The organism is Methanoculleus sp., assembly GCF_036677455.1.
Classification (GTDB): domain Archaea; phylum Halobacteriota; class Methanomicrobia; order Methanomicrobiales; family Methanoculleaceae; genus Methanoculleus.
This window is the reverse complement of record NZ_JAVBWL010000026.1, coordinates 16011-33967: the sequence shown is the minus strand read 5'-3', so window position 1 is coordinate 33967 and position 17957 is coordinate 16011. Positions and strand designations below refer to the sequence as shown.

17 protein-coding genes and 1 tRNA gene are annotated in these 17957 nt (G+C 56.5%); 10 read left to right on the top strand and 8 right to left on the bottom strand.

Annotation, left to right across the window (positions count from 1 at the left end; translation table 11 throughout):
* Positions 1-40 precede the first annotated feature (40 nt).
* Positions 41-244, bottom strand: a complete 204-nt coding sequence (locus V6K60_RS06710; protein ID WP_332449740.1) for a hypothetical protein — start codon at positions 242-244, stop codon at positions 41-43.
* Between the two features lie 150 nt (positions 245-394).
* Between V6K60_RS06710 and V6K60_RS06705 the strand changes: the two genes are divergently transcribed.
* The 3 genes from V6K60_RS06705 (at position 395) to V6K60_RS06695 (ending at position 1583) form a co-directional block, all read left to right on the top strand.
* Positions 395-712: a nucleotidyltransferase family protein gene (locus V6K60_RS06705; protein WP_332449739.1), complete on the top strand. Its 318-nt coding sequence runs from the start codon at positions 395-397 to the stop codon at positions 710-712.
* Positions 713-922: 210 nt separating this feature from the next.
* Positions 923-1165, top strand: a complete 243-nt coding sequence (locus V6K60_RS06700) for an antitoxin family protein (RefSeq protein WP_332449738.1) — start codon at positions 923-925, stop codon at positions 1163-1165.
* Positions 1166-1256: 91 nt separating this feature from the next.
* A complete protein-coding gene (locus V6K60_RS06695; RefSeq protein WP_332449737.1) occupies positions 1257-1583 on the top strand; it encodes a type II toxin-antitoxin system VapC family toxin in 327 nt (108 codons plus the stop codon).
* 270 nt (positions 1584-1853) lie between these two features.
* Here V6K60_RS06695 and V6K60_RS06690 read toward each other — a convergent pair whose 3' ends face one another.
* The 3 genes from V6K60_RS06690 to V6K60_RS06680 form a co-directional block, all read right to left on the bottom strand.
* Positions 1854-2129: a hypothetical protein gene (locus tag V6K60_RS06690; protein WP_332449760.1), complete on the bottom strand. Its 276-nt coding sequence runs from the start codon at positions 2127-2129 to the stop codon at positions 1854-1856.
* A gap of 293 nt (positions 2130-2422) precedes the next feature.
* Positions 2423-3730 (bottom strand): virulence RhuM family protein, encoded by a 1308-nt coding sequence (locus V6K60_RS06685; RefSeq protein ID WP_332449736.1) that lies wholly within the window; start codon positions 3728-3730, stop codon positions 2423-2425.
* Between the two features lie 236 nt (positions 3731-3966).
* A complete protein-coding gene (locus V6K60_RS06680; protein WP_332449735.1) occupies positions 3967-4416 on the bottom strand; it encodes an EVE domain-containing protein in 450 nt (149 codons plus the stop codon).
* A 796-nt stretch (positions 4417-5212) separates the two neighbouring features.
* On the opposite strand from V6K60_RS06680, the gene V6K60_RS06675 reads away from it, so the two are divergent.
* The 7 genes from V6K60_RS06675 (at position 5213) to V6K60_RS06645 (ending at position 13400) form a co-directional block, all read left to right on the top strand.
* Positions 5213-5446 carry a type II toxin-antitoxin system HicB family antitoxin gene (locus tag V6K60_RS06675; RefSeq protein WP_332449734.1) on the top strand — a complete coding sequence of 78 codons (234 nt, stop codon included), beginning with the start codon at positions 5213-5215 and terminating at the stop codon, positions 5444-5446.
* Positions 5439-5663 carry a type II toxin-antitoxin system HicA family toxin gene (locus V6K60_RS06670; protein WP_332449733.1) on the top strand — a complete coding sequence of 75 codons (225 nt, stop codon included), beginning with the start codon at positions 5439-5441 and terminating at the stop codon, positions 5661-5663. Before V6K60_RS06675 ends, V6K60_RS06670 begins: the two co-directional genes overlap by 8 nt.
* 131 nt (positions 5664-5794) lie before the next feature.
* Positions 5795-6724, top strand: a complete 930-nt coding sequence (locus V6K60_RS06665; RefSeq protein WP_332449759.1) for a restriction endonuclease — start codon at positions 5795-5797, stop codon at positions 6722-6724.
* Positions 6725-6760: 36 nt separating this feature from the next.
* Positions 6761-7672 carry a hypothetical protein gene (locus tag V6K60_RS06660; protein ID WP_332449732.1) on the top strand — a complete coding sequence of 304 codons (912 nt, stop codon included), beginning with the start codon at positions 6761-6763 and terminating at the stop codon, positions 7670-7672.
* A gap of 191 nt (positions 7673-7863) precedes the next feature.
* Positions 7864-10698, top strand: a complete 2835-nt coding sequence (locus V6K60_RS06655) for a type I restriction endonuclease subunit R (protein ID WP_332449731.1) — start codon at positions 7864-7866, stop codon at positions 10696-10698.
* Entirely contained in the window at positions 10699-11892 is a 1194-nt protein-coding gene (locus V6K60_RS06650) for a restriction endonuclease subunit S (RefSeq protein WP_332449730.1), read from the top strand.
* A complete protein-coding gene (locus V6K60_RS06645) occupies positions 11889-13400 on the top strand; it encodes a type I restriction-modification system subunit M (protein ID WP_332449729.1) in 1512 nt (503 codons plus the stop codon). Before V6K60_RS06650 ends, V6K60_RS06645 begins: the two co-directional genes overlap by 4 nt.
* A gap of 177 nt (positions 13401-13577) precedes the next feature.
* On the opposite strand, the gene V6K60_RS06640 is transcribed toward V6K60_RS06645, so the two are convergent.
* The 4 genes from V6K60_RS06640 to V6K60_RS06625 all read right to left on the bottom strand — a co-directional run bounded on the left by V6K60_RS06640 (position 13578) and on the right by V6K60_RS06625 (position 17911).
* Positions 13578-15236 (bottom strand): AAA family ATPase, encoded by a 1659-nt coding sequence (locus tag V6K60_RS06640; RefSeq protein ID WP_332449728.1) that lies wholly within the window; start codon positions 15234-15236, stop codon positions 13578-13580.
* Complete coding sequence (locus tag V6K60_RS06635) at positions 15220-16407, bottom strand: hypothetical protein (protein ID WP_332449727.1); 1188 nt, start codon at positions 16405-16407, stop codon at positions 15220-15222. Before V6K60_RS06635 ends, V6K60_RS06640 begins: the two co-directional genes overlap by 17 nt.
* 249 nt (positions 16408-16656) lie before the next feature.
* Positions 16657-16728: transfer RNA gene (locus tag V6K60_RS06630), tRNA-Ala, on the bottom strand.
* A gap of 58 nt (positions 16729-16786) precedes the next feature.
* Complete coding sequence (locus V6K60_RS06625; RefSeq protein ID WP_332449726.1) at positions 16787-17911, bottom strand: nicotinate phosphoribosyltransferase; 1125 nt, start codon at positions 17909-17911, stop codon at positions 16787-16789.
* Between the last annotated feature and the right edge of the window lie 46 nt (positions 17912-17957).

The window sequence follows — 17957 nt, the reverse complement described above, 5'->3', positions numbered from 1 at the left end:
CTTTTCGTTGAGGCTCCGGATACTCTCAAGGGCCTTGCGGTTAATCAGTATCCGGAACGTCAAAATCCAACTCCACGAAATCCCCCTCCGCTTCGATGCGGTCCATATCCTCGATGAACCGGCGCTTTTTCTCCTGCTCGGCCATCTGTGAGAGGAGGTCGTCGAAGGTCTGGCCGGGACGTTTCAGCTCGGAGATCTCCGCCCATACCCCCTCCGAGACGGGAATCCTCTTGGTTGCAGCCATGACAGTATTGTAAGTGTTTGTTGTATTTACAATGTTGCACAATACAGGTTCACCGTCGAAGTCCCGGGGTGAACGCCCGAACCCCGCCCCATGAACCGGCGTACCCGGGGATATCTATACTAGAGGGGAAGGCGCATATCCCGATCAGGAATGGATACCGTCACCTGCGAGCCCGGCGGGGAGTGCGCGAGAATCATCGGCATTCTCCGGAGGAACAAGGCGTACCTGGCGGAGGCCTATCACGTCGGGTCCATCGGCATCTTCGGCTCGTGCCGGCGTGGTGAGGAGCACGAGGGAAGCGATGTGGATATCCTGGTCGAATTCTCCGAGGTGCCGGGGATCTTCGGGTTTCTCAGGCTTGAGCGGTACCTGTCCGAGATTCTCGATAGATGGGTTGATCTTGTCGAAAAGAGCGCGCTCAAGCCCCATATTGGTCGCCGTATCTCAAACGAGGTTATCTACGTATGACGGCCCCGCGTGGCACCCTCGACTACCAGGACGATATCCCACCTCTCGGATCCGCGAAGATGGAGGTGGGCGCCGCTCATCCCTGCGGAGGGGCCTTCTCGCTTATGCCGCTGTCGAGCCTGGCAGGGGCGATCCGGTGCAGACGCACCCGCAATCATTATTATTTCACAAAGACCATGATGGTCATCGAATTCAGGGGTGGTTTTCCGGATGACAAAGACGCTGAAAGTTCTCTTTGATGGAACGGTCTTCCGACCTTCCGGGCCTGTCGACCTTGAGGCAGGGAAGAAATATACAATTACCATACAACTCTCCCCGGAGAACTCCGAAGCAACCACCGATCCGGCCTTCGATATAGCGTCGCTTGCCGTAGACACCCATATCAGCGACCTCGCAGCAGAGCACGATCACTACCTGTATGGAACGCCAAAGCGGGATACTCATGGGCAATGATCGCTGTTTTGTTGATACGGGATGCTGGATTGCGCTGCTGAACAAGCGTGACCACCTCCACAAAACCGCCGATACGCTCTAGGCGCGCCGGATGGAATCCGGATCCTCTCTCGTCACCACCTCTTCCGTGCTCACCGAGACGTTCAACGCTCTCGCAAACCCCGCATTCAAACCGTCCGTTATCGCATTCCGCCGCCGCCTTGAATCGTCACCCCGGGTGGAGATCGTGTTTGTCGATCCCGCCCTGTGGTTGAGGGGATGGGATATTTACGAGCAAAGGCTCGATAAAGCGTGGAGTCTCACGGATTGCATCTCCCTTGCGGTCATGAAGGAGCGGGAGATCTCCGATGCCCTGACCGCAGACCGCCATTTTGTCCAGGCCGGGTATCATGCCCTGCTCGCTGAAGGCTCCGGGTGACCGCACCGGGCCGGGCACGCCGCCCGATGAGGGATGAAATGTTCGGAGCTGGGACGATTTGTTCGAAGTCGAGGTCCGAATATTTGGTCGCGAGCTCCGAACATTTGCCGGGGAACTCCGAACATTTGATCGCGGAACTCCGAACATTTGGATACATTACGTAGAGCGCGAGTGGTGTAGAGCAAGAGTGGTGCCGCGCCGTCCGGCAGAATCCCGTGAGTTCCGGCGAGAGGCTGCGCATATGGGCGGTGGATGTCCTCTTCGCAGGAACTACGCAGCGTTCTTGATCTTCGCCTTCAGCCCGGATGCGAACGCCTCCATCGAGCCCGGGTCTTTGAACCCGGCGAGGATCACCTTCCCCGATGAGAAGACGAGGGCGGTCCCCGCACCGCCCCGGTAGATCAGGCCCGGGAACTGCTCGGGCTCGTACTCAACCCGCTCCATCTTGAGCGCGACGACGAGCCGCGAGAGCGAGATCTCGGTCTGGAAGTCGTCCATGCCGACGATGTTCCTGACCTCGGGCGGCGACGCGAGTGCAGGGTCGATGATGGGCGAGATGAGGGTGAGAAGACCGCGTCGTCGAAGGTCTCGAAGAACGCGAACGGATCTTCCGATATGACGATCCGCCTGATCGTCGCCTCCCCGGCGTAACCGGAATGCAGGGGATCTCAGGGGCGGGGATCAAGTACCCATCAAGTACGGAAACGCCGGCAGATAACGGGGTATAAGCAGATCGCCGGCAATATTGCGGACATTAATTTCCGAGAGCAGGCACTCCGGATACAGCCCATCAAGTATTCCTCCTGTCTGGTGCCGCCCACCACGGGAGATGATTTATTTCAGGTCTCCAGTAGTCTGTTTTTGTTATCCCGATCCTCTTCCTCGGGCGGGGCGGTCTCCTTTAGCATCCGGTCGAAATCGCTCTCAAAAAATCTGTCCTGAACAACCCGGTACTTCTCAAATTCACTCTCTGCGAACTCTTTTGCCATCTCTTTTGTGACCTTTCCACGGTCTTCGAGCAGCTTACGGTCATCGAACTCAAGGAACCGGTCAAGGCGTTTTGCCCAATCCTCCATAGTCATCGGGATCTTTCTTTTGGCACGCTCTTCGGCAAGGTCAAGCCAGGCGTTGACGATTCTTCCGAGCGATTCAAGTTCTGTTGCGTTCAGATAGTTTTTCGCAACCGATACGTCGGTTTTGAGTATCTTCCCGTCAGGGGCTTTTTCCCAGGTGCTAAGGCCCATATGCTTCTTTCTGCTGTCGGCACGCGCCATTATCAGTTCAGCCGCAGTATTTCCATGTATCGCGAAATGTAATTTGTTCTGAACGTTTGCGAAAAACTCACGTGTTGTTGGTGCATTCCTGCTGTAGTCGAGGCTTGTAGCATATATGTCGGTGATCTTCTGGTAGAATCGTCTCTCACTCAGCCGTATCTCCCGGATTTCTGCCAGCAGCCGCTCGAAGTAATCTTCCCCGAGGAACGTACCGTTCTCCATCCGCTTTTTGTCAAGTACATATCCTTTAATTGCAAATTCTGTTAGCACCTGAGTCGCCCACTGACGGAACTGGGTGGCTCTTCGGGAATTGACGCGGTATCCAACCGAGATTGTGGCATCAAGGTTGTAGTAGTCAAGGGTCCGTGAGACTTCACGATCACCCTCGATTTGAACTGTTAGATATTTTCTAATAGTTGCATCACGAGTCAACTCGCCGCTTTCGTAGATGTTTTTCAGGTGTACGTTTATTGTTGGAACAGTCACATCGAAGAGCGTCGCCATCATCTTCTGGCTTAGCCAGATCGTTTCGTCCTCGTACCTGACCTCGATTGAGTCTTCACCGGCTGCCGAGGTAAATATCAAAAATTCAACCGTGCTGTTCCGTATCAGTTTCTTCTCATCTCCGCTCATAGTTCCGCCCTTACCCGTACGATATTGTGGAGACCCTGCCGAACGCCGGGCTTTCTCTTCTGTGATCCCCAGAACTTCTATGGCAATCCATAATTCATGCATTCCTCGTCCATATCCATCAGGATGGCAGAAACGCCTTCTCCCAACGGCCCGGCCGCCACCCGATGGGGGATAGATGTTCGGAGCCGGGACGATCTGTTCAAAGTCGAGCTCCGAACATCTGAATACACTACTTGACACTCTCCCCGGGCTAGCCCGGGGGATTCCTGGTTCGTTGACCGGACGTGCACAGCCAGGGTTGGCGGTGTAGCGGTCCTGATCTCCGCAAGCATAGAGCCGGGTGTGCCCCAACCGGCTCTACAGGCATATTGGGCTCTCCCGGGCATAAAGAATGGCCGTGCGGGGTGAAAGTGAACGGATCTGGGGGTGCAATTCATCCCCGGCCTTCAAGCCGGGGTCTTCACCCGGGCATGGGTTCAGGCCTCCGCCCCGGCCCGCCTGAGGATGAACCGGTAGTCTTCCTCAGGGATCTCACGCATGGCGACGCGGAGGTGGCCGGACCACATCGTCTTGTTCGTGATGAATCTGAGATCCCCAATCAGCGGCTTGAACTCCAGGGGTTCGGCGAAGACCCTGATTGGCCGGACCTTCATCCGGTATGGGAATACCTCGTCGCCCATCTGCGGCGGGGTGACGAAGAGGCGGGAGGGGTCCTCGTAGGGCTCAGCGATGACCTCGTAGGCGCCGGTGATCGCGGAGGGGAGGATGGTATCGCCCTCCTTCTCCTGTCTGACATAGACGAGGATGGTATCGCCGGGCTTCACCCGCTGCATGAGGGTTTTGTTCCGCTTTGGTACTCCCCAGATGTGCTTCGCATCGAGGATCTTCGCGTTGTCGCGGTTGGAGGAGGCGATCCAGTGGGTCATAGGTGGGGATTGATCGTTTGTGGTTAAAAAATTCACTGGATTGAGACCGGTTGGATAACTCTATCTCTCTGGCGGGCCGGTCTAACTCATCGGGAGAGATTTCCCTCCCCTACGGCCCGGTTGGAGGACTTTGGGAGAACGGAGTGTATGGATAGCGAGGCTTTCGGTGACGGGGCGGATGCCTGTGCCCCCCGTCCTGCTGCCATTCAAGGCGAGAGTGTCATGTACTGCGGTTCAAATGGTGAAAATAACCCAACCCCAACGCTGTTTGATGACAGCAGCCGCTATAAACATGCTGAAACCGGCTGTCATTCTCCGCCTGCAGTCAACCCTGCCGACTTCATCGCCCACCGGTGGAAAAGGGCGAGCCCGAGCCCGCGTTTCCGGCCAGCGACTGACATCGTCGGTGAGACGAGGCAGTGGAGGGTTCTACCTCTACTATAACTGCCTTAAGGAGGCGAAGGGGCCGGCGAGGACGGTCTACCGCTCGCGGGAGGCGCAGGTGAAGGTGTGGGAGGTGCGAGCGACATGCGAGCGCAAGCGGAGCATGAGAAGACTGCAGGTCTTCGAGGCACGATGCTCCAGAGAACCGGAATATGAGCACCGAATGGTCTCAAGGGTGCTACAGCCAACTGGTCCGGGAGTGGAACGTGAGGGGAAGGGTTCTTCAGCGTTCTTCTCAAAAAGGGATTGTATTTATGGATACTCTTTATAGATCATGGGGTAATGTAATACCATTGTCATGCATATGTCATACATAGGCCTTGCATGTGCGTGATCCGTGGGGTGCGATGCAATGAGAAACCTGAACTACCGTATCCTCCTCCGGAAGGAGCCGGAAGGTGGGTACACCGTCACCGTACCGACCCTTCCCGGCTGCGTCACCTTCGGGGAGACTGTCGATGAAGCGATAGCGATGGCACGGGAGGCTATCGAGCTCTACATTGAGCATCTCCAGGAGAAGGGTGAGGAGATTCCTACCGAGGAAGGGCTCCTGGAATACACCCTCACCGTCGAGGCACATGCCTAAACTTCCGGCGCTCACCGCGCAGAAAGTTATCAGGATTCTGGAGAAGAAGGGGTTCATGCTGGACCGTGTGAAGGGGAGCCACCACATCTTCTATCAACCGGAGACGAAGCGCCGGGTCGTCGTCCCGGTACACGGGCGGGACCTCCCAATTGGCACGCTCCTGGAGATCCTCAAGCAAGCCGGGATAGAGCGAGAGGAGATTGAGGATCTGTTGTGAAGGGCCACTGGCTAGGATGATCTGCTCCCTTGAGATAATCCCTCTTTTCCTTTTAATGCCTCTACTTCCTTAAAGGGGGATACAGAATATCCTCTTTTATATATGTGAAGATTAAACTGGTCTTTTAAGTGATGGTCATGTCTGTACCCGATTATGAATCAATTATGCTTCCTCTTCTCAAACTCACAGCGGATGGCAAAGAGCATCTGATGGCAGATGACAGAGATATTCTGGCAGACAAAATCTTTCATTTAACGGACGACGAGAGACGGGTTCTGCAGCCAAGTGGAAGATCGAGAACATATGATAATCGGTTTGGGTGGGCAAGGACGTATCTTACGAAGGCTGGGCTTGTCGAGGTTACTGGACGAGGGAGATACAAGATTACACAGAGAGGGGTCAGTATTGTCAGGAATAAGCCCCCCACAATAAATACCGAGTTTTTGATGCAATTTCCTGAATTTGAGGTCTTTAAGAGGGCTTCAAGTCAGAATGGCGGGAATAAGAACGCTCAAGACAAGATCAATAAATCCCCTTCTTTAACCCCTGAAGAAGTCTTGCATGCGGCAAATATTGAACTAAGACAAAAACTGGCTCAAGAAATATTAGAACGTTTGAAGGCTTGCGATCCGTCAATTTTTGAGGATATTGTCGTCGATTTGCTTGTCAGAATGGGGTATGGAGGCTCCCATGAGGATGCTGGTGAAGCCATCGGTCGTAGTGGAGATGGAGGCGTAGATGGCAGAATCAAAGAAGATAGACTAGGTCTCGACGTGATATACATCCAAGCAAAGCGATGGGAAGGATCGGTAGGGAGGCCAGTCGTACAGGCGTTTGCGGGAAGTCTGGAAGGACAGAGGGCAAAGAAGGGTGTCTTCATCACAACGTCGCAGTTTAGCCAGGAAGCAAAGGAGTACGTGAAGATCATCGAGAAGAAAATTGTCTTGATCGACGGTGAGCAGTTAGCACAGTATATGATCGATTATAATGTCGGCGTGACCGAAACAGCGAGTTATGTAATTAAAAAAGTCGACCCAGAATATTTTGGAGATCTTGAGTAGCGAAGGGTGTGAGTATTCAGATAGGCGGAGATAAGGATGGAAGAAGACCCTGATGTATTTAAAACGACCAAGCCTATTGCTGAAGAAAGGATTCAGCAGATTTTTGCTGAGATCGAGCATAGCGCGAATATTGAGATACCTCGGGGATTGCGTGATATCGCAACAGAAGAGTTTGAGGAAATATTCCCAAAAGATCAAAACGAGTTTACTGCATTAGTTTTGGCTCTCTATATGCAATTAGATGCTCTAATGACTTCTCTTAGAGAGAGGGGGGAGGGACTAAATGCCGATTGTAAGGATTTCATCGATAGATTGTTATCTGAATTATTTGCGTTAACAGCCAAAAAAGGGGTTAAGTATGACTTTTGGAGGCACATGCCACAAATTTGGCATTTTTATAATGTTGCAGAACATTTCACGCAGGGCAGAAAGACCAATATCTCCATTGCGTATGATGTCGATCAAACACTAAGGGCATACGGTACCTGCTACGAGCTGACTCTCAGTTTTTTAACAGATATATGCTTAAAAATCGCTGAAATAAAATGTGATAGTGACCCGATATCAAGAGCCTTCATCGAAAAGTATACCCGATTGGCCAGAAGTGACTCTACGATATTCCGGGCTGATTTAATAAAATACCTCCACAGTCAGAGTTTCCTCAAGAAGCGACGATGCAGTGTGTTGCAGGACGCTTTTATCCGGAATAAGGTTGCTCATGCCGACTACTATTACGATGGGGAAAAGAATATGTTGTTTTTTGGAAGTAAGTCATACAGATTAGAGGAATTTAGAGAAGTCCTCCAAGATCTGTATGCATTCCATTGTTATCTTCTCTATCGATACTTAGTGGAGGTGGGCATCATGAAGTCGCTTGATGAGCTAGAACGGTTATGTGACATGGTATCGACCGCTCCCCAAAGTACTGAGGAAAACGGTGGATCGTGAAGTAATTTTTTTTCTCCTCGCTGCATTGCATCGCCAAAACTCTCTTCTCCACCATAATTGTTCTCTGACAAAGGTCAATTGCGGCCACAACCGGCCGCAAAGATTTCACAACCCTTATTTACACACCTGTTTTTATTAACTAATGAATAGGGCCGGTTATTCCCCTATTCTTCCCGGCGTGGAGAAATAATATGGACTTAAACGAATTACGGACGCGGAAAGAGAAGATAGACGTCTACCTTGCCGAGCAGGGCTGGGACGTCATGAACCGTGCCTCCGTCATTCTCGAAGTCGACACCAAACAGTCCGACTTTCTCGCACACTCCTACAAGACCGTAGCCGAGACGCTGAAGAACGACTTGGAGAGTAAGTACGTCGACTATCTTCTCCTCGACAGCCTCGGCGCTCCGCTCGCCATCGTCGAAGCCAAACGCACCTCGAAAGACCCGCTCGTCGGGCAGAAGCAGGCGGAGCAGTACGCCGATGATATCAAACAACAGACCGGGAGGGACGTCTTCATCTTCCTCTCGAACGGCTACGAGATATGGTTCTGGGACCGGGAGCGCTACCCGCTCCGGCTTGTGAAGGGCTTCTACGCACAGAAAGACCTTGAGCGGCTTCGTTTCCAGATCCAGAAGATCGATCCCACGAAACCAATCGAGGTCAATACCCGCATCGTCGACCGCTCAAAGAGCATCGAGAACGTCAAGCGCGTGCTTGAGCATATCCACAAGGGCCACCGTAAAGGGCTGATCGTCATGGCGACCGGCACGGGGAAGACCCGCGTGGCAATGGCGATCATCGACACCCTCCTCAAGGAGAACCGGGCGCAGAAGGTGCTCTTCCTCGCCGACCGGAAAGCGCTCCGCGATCAGGCGTGGAATAAGGGTTTCCTGGAGTTCTTCCCTCACGAAGCGAAGGACAAGATCCTGCACGGCAGGTACAACAAGGAGAAGCGCCTCTTCGTCTCCACGATCCAGACATTCCAGGAGATCTACACACAGAAGGACGAGCATGGGCGGTACCTCATCTCTCCAGGGGAGTTCGACCTGATCTTCTCCGACGAGGCGCACCGGAGCATCTACAACAGGTGGCGAGACGTCTTTACGTACCTGGACGCCATGCAGATCGGGCTGACGGCGACACCCGCTGAGCTGGTCGACCGGGACACCTTCCGGTTCTTCCAGTGCGACGACCACATGCCGACCACGCTCTACTCCTACGATGAGGCTGTGAAGGATGGCGTGCTGGTCGACTTCCGCAAAAGTATTCTCGGAGCGCAGACGCACTTTCAGATCGAAGGTCTCCGCCCCTCTGACCTGACGGAGAGCGAGCGCAACCGGCTGATCGAGCAGGGCATCGACCCAGACGAGATCGACTTCGAAGGGACGGAGCTGGAGAAGAAGGTCGCCATCAAAGGCACGTCTGAGGCGATCGTGCGGGAGTTCATGGAGGGGTGCCAGATGGATCAGGCCGGGACGCTTCCGGCAAAGTCGATCTTCTTCGCGATCTCCAAGAAACATGCCCGGCGGCTGCACGAGGCGTTCGACGCCCTGTATCCCGAGTATAAAGGACGGCTGGCACGGATCATCGTCTCGGACGACCCCCGCGCCGACGCCCTCATCCACGACTTCGAACACGAGTCCTTCCCCCGCGTGGCAATCTCGGTGGATATGCTCGATACTGGCATCGATGTGCCGGAGGTCTGCAATCTGGTCTTTGCAAAGCCGGTCTTCTCGAAGATCAAGTTCTGGCAGATGCTGGGGCGCGGGACGCGGTCGGATGCCGCGTGTAAACACCGGGAATGGTTGCCGGATGGCCGTAAGGAGTACTTCAAGGTCTTCGACTTCTGGAACAACTTCGAGTACTGGAACATGAACCCCGAAGGGGTGAAGAACGAGCCGACCGAAGCCATCACGAGCCGGGTCTTCTTCCTCCGACTGAAGCAGCTGGAGCGCCTCCTCGCGCAGGGCGACGAGGAGCGGGCGACGGTCGTCCGGCAGCGGCTGGAGGAGGATATCCGGTCGCTCCCGATGGACTCCGTAAGCGTCCGGGAGCACGAGCGGGAGATCGCGAAAGCCCTCTCGCCGAAGCTCTGGGATAACGTCGGGCTCGACCCGCTGGAGTACCTGAAGGGCACGATCATGCCCCTCATGCGCTTCCAGACCGGGGTGAACCTCAAGGAGGCGTCCTTCACGGTCAAAGCGGAACGGCTGGGGCTCGCGGTCCTGGAGGGGAACGAGAAGGAGATCGAGCGGCTGGCCCCGGAGATCGGGGAGATGGTCGATCACCTCCCCCGGACGCTCAACATCGTGAAGGAGAAGGAGGAGCGGCTGGACGAGGTGCTCTCCCGTGCGTTCTGGAAGGGTCTCTCGTTTGAGGATGCTACCGGGCTTGTGGCAGATATTGCCCCGCTGATGCAGTACCTCTCAAAGGAGTCGCACGAACCTATCGTCATCGACATGGGGGATATCATCGAGCAGCGCACGCTCTGGACGTTTAACGAGGAAGCGCCTGAGTACGTGGTGGCGTTCCGGGAGAAAGTCGAGAAAAGGGTGACGGAGCTGGCCGACCAGAATCCGGTCATTCAGAAGATCCTTCGGGACGAGCCGATCACCGAAGCCGACCTGCACGGTCTCGAAGAGGCTCTGGCGGAGGCCGGGGTGAACGTCACCGAGGAGATGTTGCAGACCTCGCCGCGTCACCCGTATGGCTCGCTCGTGGCGTTCATTCGGTCGCTCTTCGGGCTCTACGAGGCGCCGGACCCGAAGAAGATGATCGAAGGAGCGTTTCAGACCTACATGATCGAGAATAACAAGAGTTATTCTGCCGATCAACTGCACTTCATCCGGACGATTCAGACCGTTTTTATGCGAAAGAAGCACATAGTTATGGACGATCTCTTCCTGGCTCCGTTCACGAACTTCGGGAGCACCGCGCCGGTGCCGATGTTCGATGAAGGTGATCTGAAGGCATTTATCGGCATCTGCCAGGGGCTGGAGCGGGAGTTGTTTGCGGAGGCGTGAGTGAAAGTGGAGAAAAAGAAGTTACCTCGTGAGTGGGAATTAGTCAAATTGTCAAGTTACGTCGATTTCTTCTATGGGTTTCCGTTTGACTCAACGCAATTTAACGATAAAGGTGTCGGCACTCCATTAGTTAGAATCAGAGATCTAAAAAGGAGTTACACCGATACTTTCTTTGATGGAGAATATGAAGAAAAATACCTCACATATAAAGATGATTTACTCATTGGCATGGATGGCGAATTTAATATTATTCGATGGGAAGGAGAATCAGCCTTACTCAATCAACGAATTTGTAAATTAGTTATAAGATCAGAAGAATTGCATCCCTATTTCTTATACAAAGCACTAGTTAAAATCCTTAAAGAAATTGAAGACAAAACTCCACACGTCACCGTGAAGCATCTTTCCTCAAAGCAACTACAGTCGATTGAAATACCCCTCCCCCCTCTCAAAACCCAGCGCAAAATCGTCGCCATTCTTGAGAAGGTAGAGGCAACGCAGCGCCTTCGGGCAGAGGCGGATGCGCTGATGTGGAACCTTATTGAAAACGTGTTCATTAAGTTGTTTGGCAATCCGTTAGAGAATCCATTTGGCTGGAAAGTTAAACGACTGGAAGAAGTTTCAAAGATCGTTTCGGGCGTCACAAAAGGTAGAAAATTTAATGATCAGGCGACAATTTGGGTCCCTTATCTCCGTGTGGCAAATGTACAGGATGGATACTTAGATCTAACTGAGATCAAGGAGATTGAGGTGTTGGAGTCTGATGTAGACAAATATGCGTTACATCCCGGGGATGTGCTCTTAACAGAAGGTGGAGACCGGGATAAACTAGGCAGGGGTGCTGTTTGGAAAGGTGAAGTAACGTTATGCCTCCACCAGAATCATGTCTTCCGGGTAAGGGTAAATTCAGACCTTCTGACCCCTGAATACTTGAGTATGCTTACCGGAAGCATGTACGGTAAAATGTATTTTCTTAGATCAGCTAAACAAACTACAGGCATCGCAAGCATAAATTCAACGCAACTAAAAAATTTCCCTGTTTATCTTCCACCTTTAGAATTACAGCATGAATTTTCTGAGTTTGTAAATAGAGCTGAGGAGCTAAAGCAAAAACAGAGTTACTCTAGACAAAGAATCACTCTGCTGTTTGAATCTCTAATGAGTAACGCATTCACCGGAGAATTAGTCGCATGAAACTCGCCCCCGACCTCAAATCAAAGATCGACACCCTCTGGGACCGCTTCTGGAGCGGCGGGATGTCCAACCCCCTCCAGTCCATCGAGCAGATGTCCTACCTCATCTTCATGAAGCGCCTCGAGGATATGGATACCGTCGAGCAGAACCGGGCACGGGCGCGGGGAGTGGCGTATACGTCGGTATTCGCGGGGCACGAGGAGTGCCGGTGGTCGAGCTGGAAACACTACCCCGCCGAGCAGATGCTCGAACACGTCCGGGATCTGGTCTTTCCCTTTATCAAGTCGCTCCACAACGGCGAGAAGACACTCTTCGCCCGGCAGATGCAGGACGCCGTCTTCATGATCCCGAAGCCCTCCCTCCTCCAGGAAGCGGTCGCCCTCATCGACGATCTGAACATCACGGCGCAGAACCGCGACACCCAGGGCGACATCTACGAGTACCTCCTCTCCCAGCTCTCGACCGCCGGGAAGAACGGGCAGTTCCGCACCCCGCGTCATATCATCAGGATGATCGTGGAACTGGTCGACCCCGATATCACCGACCGTATCTGCGACCCGGCCTGCGGCACGGCCGGCTTCCTCATCAACGCCTACGAGTACATCCTCCGGAAGTACACGAGTCCCGACCTCCTGGAGGTCGATAGCGAGGGTGAGTATCACAATCTCATCGGTGACAACATCACCGACCAGAAGCACTGGGAGAAGCTCTGGAGCGATACGTTCTACGGGTTCGACTTCGACCCGACGATGACCCGCATATCGCTCATGAACCTGATGCTCCACGGCATCAAAGCGCCCCACATCGAGATCAAAGATACCCTCTCCAAGGGCTATGAGGAGGAAGAGCGCTATACCGTCGTCCTCGCCAATCCTCCCTTCAAGGGAAGCATCGACAAGAGCGACATCAACGACAGCCTCTCGCTCGGCACCACGAAGACCGAGCTGCTCTTAGTCGAGCGGATGATACACCTCCTGACGATCGGCGGGAAGTGCGGCGTCATCGTGCCCGACGGCGTGCTCTTTGGGAGTTCCAGAGCGCATAAGGAACTCCGCCGGATGCTCCTTGAGGAGAACCAGCTGGAGGGTGTCGTCTCCATGCCCTCCGGCATCTTCAAGCCGTATGCGGGGGTCTCGACCGCCGTCCTGATCTTCGTGAAAGGTGGGAAGACCGGGAAGGTCTGGTTCTACGACATGGAGGCGGACGGGTATTCGCTCGATGATAAGCGGACATTCATCGACGGCAAGGGTGACATCCCGGATATCATCGAGCAGTTCAGAGCACGGAGGGAGAGAGATCCGACCGACCGGAAGGCGAAGTGCTTCTTTGTGCCGACAGCGGAGATCCGGGAGAACAACTACGACCTCTCGATCTCCCGCTACAAGGAGATAGAGTACGAAGAGGTCGAGTACGAGGCTCCTGAAATTATTATTGAGAAGATTGAGGCTCTGGAGAGGGAGATTCTGGATAATCTGGATGAATTGAAAGCGTTGCTAAGAACTGGATAGGGTTTGTATCCTCCATTTTTAAATTCGTTGGGCTATATCCCGGCAGAGATGCTTGCTTTCATCGGGGTATAACCGGGTTAAACCGTCAATCCCGGTGGCCTTCCCTCACAGATATGCCGGGATGCCGTCACTATCGGAGGCCAGCACGAAAACCCCGCCCCCATCCAAACCACAACCCTAACCCCCCACCCCCAGCTCCTCCGACCCCGTGATCGCCCGGACAATCCCGGCAACGACCGCCCGCTCCTCCGGCTGCAGCCTCGTGTAATACAGCCGCGTATCCTTCGCCTCGACGATCGCCACGGCATCCGCGACCGGCTTCAGGAACCCCTCGTACCCGGCGCCCCCGGACGCGATGATCTCGCGGACGGCGCTCCCGACCGCGGAGACCTCCCTCTTCCTTGCGAGCCGCTTCAGGAACCCCGCCGTCATCCTCCGTGCCGTTGCCGGGTCCAGGCGGCCCGCGTGCGCATATGCCTGTCTGATTAACGAGAGGCCATCCGCCCGGTTCCCGGCCAGCAACTCCTCCCCCGCGAGATCGAGCGCGAGGCGCACGGACCGGTCCGGGTCGTCAGTTTGTCCCTCCGCCTCCTGCAGCGCCGCCAGTGCCTCCTCCCGCCTCCCGGCCGCGATCCGGTCCAGCAGGGCTTCGCCTTCCATGACGCCCGGCGCCCCCCGGTGCGTTGTATCGACGGCCGCTGGATGCTCATGCCAGGCCTCCAGAAATCCGATGAGGGCAAATACCCGGTCACGGCCGGCCGGCTGCCGCATCGCCCGCCACAGCCTAAAAAGCCGATCCCGGGCCTCATAGGTTGTCCTCTTCTTCATCGGGCGGGAGACGACGTAGCCGTCGGCTTCCAGCCTCCGGAGCTGCGCGTTCACCGTCGCGAGGTTCAGCCGGGCGCGCTCTGCGACGTCCTTGGGCGTGAGCGGGGTCTCTGCGGCGAGGATCGTATCGAGGATGAGCCGCCGCTGTCCCGGAAGCTTCCGGAAGACCTCCCGGTAGTAGGGCGTCTGCTCGTCCGCCAGCCTGAAGAAGGCCTCCGCCACCTTGCCGGCCCCGCACTGCGAGAGGATCTCGTACAGCCGGACCACCAGCCCCGGGTTGCCGCCGATGAGGTGCCAGAGGGCCTCGATGCCGGGCTCGTAGTCCCTGAAGTTCTCGATGAAGGCGGTATCGCCGTCGACCTCCGCGACCCTCTGCATGAGGTCCTTTGATTCGGCGCAGTCGAGCTCCCGGAGGTGAAAGACCCGGAAGAAGTTGTAAAATGGTTCCTCATGGTCGAGGACCCCGGGGAAGAGCGACGGTGCCGACGCAATGACCGAAAGATTATCCGTCCGCTGGAAGACCGATCGTAGCGCCCGGACCTCGCGCCTCTCCATCTGGGAAAAGACCTCGTGGATGTTCTCGACGAAGACCACGACCTGCCTCTCCCCGGCCGATGCGGTGATCTTCTCGACCGCGGCCTCGCGGACCAGCGAATCCTCGCCGAGCGCGGCCACGTCGGCGGTCTCGACCCCCATCCCCGCGAGCACCCGGAGAAAGAAGTCGGACGCCCTGAATATCGAGTACTCCTCCCCTGCGAGGTTTACCGGGATCACCCGGCCGGAGAGTTCGTCGCGTATCCTCCGGCAGAGCAGGCTCATCAGGTGAGACTTCCCGGCGCCCCGGGACCCGACCAGGAGGAAGAACCGCGGTGTTCTGCTCGCGAATGCCCGGTCCGCTTCGTCGAAGAGGCTCTCCAGGAGTTCCTGCCGGCCGACGAGAAGGTGCCGGAGCGTTTCCTTCTCAAGAGCCGCGGGGAAGTAGCGGTAACACCTACCAGGTGCCGGCATAATAGATCCTCCACCAGTCCCGGAGCATCTTCGAGTAGAACCGCAACTCGCCGGGGGTCTCCGAAGTGACGTAGAAGTCGTGGTTCAGTTGTGCCAGCAGCGCTAAAAAAGCATCTTCGCTCTCTGATGCGGTGCTCTGCCGAAAGATCTCGTAGGCAATACCCGCGGGCAGGGACTCCGCGAGACTCACCCTGCTTAAGATGGCGCGGGCAGCCTTCGCCTCCTGCCCGGAGTAGGTCGTCTGGAGACGGCGCGAGTAGTGCTCAAAGTAGTGGCGACCCTCGCTGCCGAGGATCCTCCTGTTGTAGACTCTCTCGACCAGCGCCGGGGAGGGCACCCCTCCGGAGATCTCCACCTCTTCCTTTAAGCCGGAGAGGACGATCATGAGGAAGTAGGGGATGTAGGGCTCGCCCACGCAGTCGAGAACCGCTCGCCCGATCTCCAAAGAATACTCCCACCCCTCTCCCTGAAAGACGCGTTCCACGACGGAGAGTGCGACATCTTCGCTGAACCCGCCGATGGCGACCCTCCGGAAGTCGTTGATGACCGGAGTCCCGCCGATATGATAGACGACGTGGTCGATGCTGACCGAGCCCCCGACGATGAACCTCGCCCCGGGCGAGACCTGCCGCAGCCGCCGGAACCACAGCAGGAACTTCCTCGCCTCGTCCTCCTCCATGTTCTGTATGGCGACCGGAAACTCGTCGAGGATGATGCAGACCGGCTCGCTGAGCCCTGCAAAGATCTCGTCCACCTTCTTTGCCTTCTCGTGCCAGTCGTCCGAGAACTCCGCTCGCAGCCGGCTACGGAGTTTTGCCCTGAAGGCCGGGGTCTCGATCTCGTCGATGTTCTCCTGTACCAGGGCAAACACCTTACCGAGCGCCGAGGAGATCCGGGCCTTGACACTCGCTCCCTCGCACTCGACGAGCGCCGTGACGAGATCGGTGATGAACTCCCCCGGTGAGTTGACGTTCTCGACCTCAAGGAAGACGCACGACTGGTGCTTGCTCGCGAGGTCTCTCTCGATCTTTCGCATGATCGAGGTCTTGCCGAACCGCCGGGGGGCGACGAGCATGACGTGGTCGTTCTTGATGGTGCTCAGAATGAACGCGGTCTCGCGCTCGCGGTCGACGAAGTCGTCGCCTGTTGCGGGGCTTCCTACGGGCAGCATGTATGACACCTGACAGATCAAGTATATAACAAATCTGTTATATAACGAATTCGTTATTGTCCCGGCACCATCTCAATCCCAGCATATACGCGAGCGGCACCTGGGCAGGAAGAATGAGAATAGACCGCGACGGCAGGCGACCCCGGGGGCGGAGGCGATCGTTTGAGCAGGAGGAGTGCTGGAACGGTCGATAGAAACGCCTTGCGGTACGGTAAGATGCAACTCACAAACACGTTCAAAAGAACAACATGGACCGAGCGGGAATTGAACCCGCGGCCTCTTCCATGCCAAGGAAGCGATCTACCCCTGATCTATCGGCCCCTGTTACCCTACAATGTTGATCGTGATCACATAATAAGGATTGGGGCGGGCCGCTCCCCTATCCCCCGCGAGCAAGGCCCGAAAGCCGCGAGAGCACCCGCTCCCGCGCATCCTCCATCGTCGGGCGCGCGACGACCGCGCCGCCCTCGATGCACCGGGAGAGGAGCGGTGTCCCGCCCTCCGGCGCAGGGGCGGCGAGGGGCAGCGTGACCCGCCGGCCGGCCACCTCATAGACCTGTTTTACGCCGCTCCGCTTCCCGCGCTTCGCGTAGGGCCGTCCTTCCATCTCGACGATGTCCATCGCGAAGTCGATCACCGGGGCGTTCGCGATCGCCCCCCCGACGCCGAAGGCATCCGCAACGTCGCGGTAGGCGACGACGTCCTCGAGCGTGAGACCGCCCGAGAGGAAGATCTGCACGTCGGGGTAGCCGTGGACGTCGAGCTCCCAGCGCACCTCCTCGATGATCGCCCGCAGGTCGCCCCGGCGCGACCGTGGTGTGTCGAGCCGCACGGCCGTCGCCCCGCAGGCAGCCGCCCGGACCGCCTCGTCCGCCTCGTCGGAGAAGGTGTCGGCAAGCATGATCCGCGGCACCTCCGGGGACGCCTCGCGGTCAAACGCGCGCCAGGCATCCTCCTCGCGCGGGTAGCACATCACGAACGCGTGCGGCATCGTCCCCGCGAGCGGGATTCCCTCCGGCGCACAGGTGTTGCTCGCCCCGTCCACCCCGCCGATCCAGGCCGCCCGCTCGATCATCGCCGCAAGCGCCGGGTGCTGCCGGCGCGAGCCGAAGGAGAAGACCGGCCGGCCCTCTGCGGCGATCACGATCCGGGCGGCCGCCGACGCCACCCCCGATGCGTGGCAGAGGAACCCCAGGATCGCGGTCTCGTAGACCGCAAAATCCCGGTAGCGGCCCGAGACCCGGAGGACCGGCTCGTTTCGGGAGAAGACCGAACCTTCCGGCATCGCGTCCACGTCGACCGGGAGGTCTTCGAGTAACTCGACGACATCGTTAAGGCCGCAGAAGACGCCCCACGGGCCGGGGAGCGCCGCAGCCGTCACCTCCATCGTGACGTGCGGGTTGACGCCGTCCTTTGCCATGACGCCGCTAACCCGCTCAAAATAGACATCCGTACACCGCCCGTCCCGGATGGCGTCCTCGCCGACGACCAGAAACCTGCTCATGGCAATTCAGGTCGCCGCGGGAGGAGTAAATCCTTCCGGGCCGATC